Consider the following 2,521-nt stretch of genomic DNA (forward strand, 5'->3'; position numbering starts at 1 on the left):
AACAGTGTAAAAAGCCTCTTCTATTCTCCATCTTCGTCGGTATAAATCAGCTACACATCGGTGATAGGTTAAGATAAAGCGCATTTTGTCAATCAGTTAAAATACTCAAAGTGACTCAAATGAAAATGATAATCGTGCGGGTGGGAGGGGAAGGAGGCGAGCGTCGCTCGCCTCCTTCCCCTCTATTTGATTATCATTATCTTTAAGTTTTTAACAGCCGAAATATGAAACAAAAAAGTATTGTAACGAGAGAATAACTTTGTCAAAAGTGAGTTTCATTATTATTGTAAATTCAGTAATCAAATGCGGTAATGAAAAGCGCTCTTTGACTACTATGCCCAAAGCTGCAAAACGAAACTCCGACCACGCGCAAAAACATCATACTCCTACCATAAATAATGAAGCGATTGCGTCGCATTTAGAAGAGTTACTAACTCCAGCTATCTTTGCTCAACAAAAATACTATAAACAGTTAGGCTTACGAGATAGAATTATCAATCTATCCTTCATGGTAGCAGCAGTATTAACTTTATTATGGCGACAAGTTCCGGGAGTTCAAGAATTAACGAGGCTTTTAGCAAGAGAAGATTTATTGTGGTGTCGTGCTACTAATATTGCCCAACAATCTCTCTCTCAAAGATTTTTAGTTTTTCCGGCTGAATTATTTGAACGAGTGTTTAAAGATTTATTACCTCAGTTACAACTTAATTGGCAGCAACGACTGAGGCGACCACTGCCAGATAGTGTTAAGTTTGCATTGCATAATTTTGACCGAATTTGGATAGCTGATGGGTCAACATTAGAAGCTTTATTTCGGAAGCTAAAAAGCCTGGAGGACTTGAAAACAGGACAGTTGGCTGGGAAAATCTGTACAGTTATTGATTTGGTTACTCGTTTACCGATAGAAGTTTGGTTTCACACCAATCCTGCCGCATCAGAGACTAATTTTGAAGCTCCTTTACTAAATTTACTGCCTGCTAAAACTCTAATTTTACTTGATAGAGGTTTTTACCATTTCCAGTTTTTACAACAACTTAATTTACAAGATGTTCATTTTATTACTCGCTTAAAAGCCAAAGCATCTATTAAATACTTAAAGATTTTTAGCTATGACCATTCGCTTAAAGACCGATTGATTCAACTTGGAACTGTTCGTCGTGGCGCACCAGTTTTAACTTTACGCCTAATTGAAATAAAGGTTGGCAAAACTAGTTATTCTTACATTACTTAATAAGAGATTGGTTTTTCCGGTTATTTCTTTAAAGTCTGAAACTAATTCTTTGTTAATGCGTCTTTCAGCCCTTGTACCAATACGTTGAATGATTGACATTAGTAAATCGATTAGATTATCGGTAATCTCTTGAGAGCGTTGGAGACAAAAAGCTGCCATCAGCGTGTAGCGAATGGCAGGTGGATGTTGTCGCAAATGATAAGGAGTTTCTGTTGCAGCTCGATGACGGTATGTTTTAATCAGTTTTGGTGATATTCCTGCAAATAAATCAGGTGGCAAACCAACTGTACGAATACGTTTTAGTTTTTCGATTTCGGTTAAGAAACTTCCTAATCCAACTGGCCCTGCGTCTGTTTTGAGAAATGCAAACTCGGAAGTTTTTAGCTTGAGAGAATCTTGTTTATCAGCTTCATTGTCTGATTCTTCTGTACTTAATAAAATCTCAATTTGAGAAATGGTTTCTTTTGATAGCTTAGAAAAAGTGTCATGGCAGAAGTTGCTTTCATATTGACTTATGGCACTACGAATCAAACGTTCAACTTGTTTGGATGTTGGTGGTTCAATTTGCAATAAGCGAAACCTTTGGTATGTTTGTTCTTCCAGTGGGTCAAATCTTTGTTCGTTGGGTAAAATAAAAGCAATTAACCAATCAGATATCTCCTCGGAATCAGACATTGTAGCTGTCCGAAATCCAAACAACTCTCGAATTTCAGCACGATGATTTTTGATGGAACGCCCTTGCCAATTGTATTGAGAATATAATGATGGGTCTGCTTCTAGTTGTGATGCTATGTATGTAATCACAGTTTCTGGTATTTCTGCGCTTGAGTCAGGAAAACGAGCCATTATTTGAAAATATTTCAGTAAAATGGCAAAACCAATCTGTCCTGCGCCTACTTTCTTCTTCACCAGTTCTAATTCTTGTGGAACAAGAGTCCAATTTTCTACAAGTTCTTCTGTGCTTTGAGGCGGTTTAACCATTTATTATGTTCTCCGTAATGGTAATACCAGTTGCTCCCAAAGCATAAATGAATCTGTTGTTATCAGGTTCTAATTTTCTCCCTACAGATTTGAGTTTTTTTGTCAAATCTCATAAAAAATATATATTAAATTTACTTATATTTAAGGGTAAAAAACTTGGGTCAATCATCATCTAAGTAAAATGGCTGAAACTCCTACTGGTTAAGCATTTTACTGAGGGTTGCCCCTGGTTGCACGAACCTTCTATTTACGCCATGTGGTCAATCACGCTTGGGGGAAGTAATAACTCGAAGCGGGTAGCTGTTGGTG

At 37.1% G+C, this 2,521-nt stretch carries 2 protein-coding genes; one reads left to right on the plus strand and one right to left on the minus strand.

Translation table 11 applies throughout. The features are described 5' to 3' along the window. The first annotated feature begins 334 nt into the window (after nt 1–334). The gene (locus AC5JMK_RS14215; protein WP_495910400.1) at nt 335–1,231 is read left to right on the plus strand and encodes a transposase; all 897 of its coding nucleotides are present in this window, start codon (nt 335–337) and stop codon (nt 1,229–1,231) included. On the opposite strand, the gene AC5JMK_RS14220 is transcribed toward AC5JMK_RS14215, so the two are convergent. Continuing rightward, complete coding sequence (locus tag AC5JMK_RS14220) at nt 1,184–2,212, minus strand: DUF4158 domain-containing protein (protein ID WP_495910401.1); 1,029 nt, start codon at nt 2,210–2,212, stop codon at nt 1,184–1,186. The two genes, AC5JMK_RS14215 and AC5JMK_RS14220, sit on opposite strands and share 48 nt — an antisense overlap. Nucleotides 2,213–2,521: the final 309 nt, after the last annotated feature.

This window comes from Pelatocladus sp., from assembly GCF_059505505.1.

Coding starts and splice junctions, on each gene's coding strand:
- AC5JMK_RS14220 (WP_495910401.1), bottom strand. CDS start 2,212: ATGGTTAAACCGCCTCAAAGCACAGAAGAACTTGTAGAAAATTGGACT.
- AC5JMK_RS14215 (WP_495910400.1), top strand. CDS start 335: ATGCCCAAAGCTGCAAAACGAAACTCCGACCACGCGCAAAAACATCAT.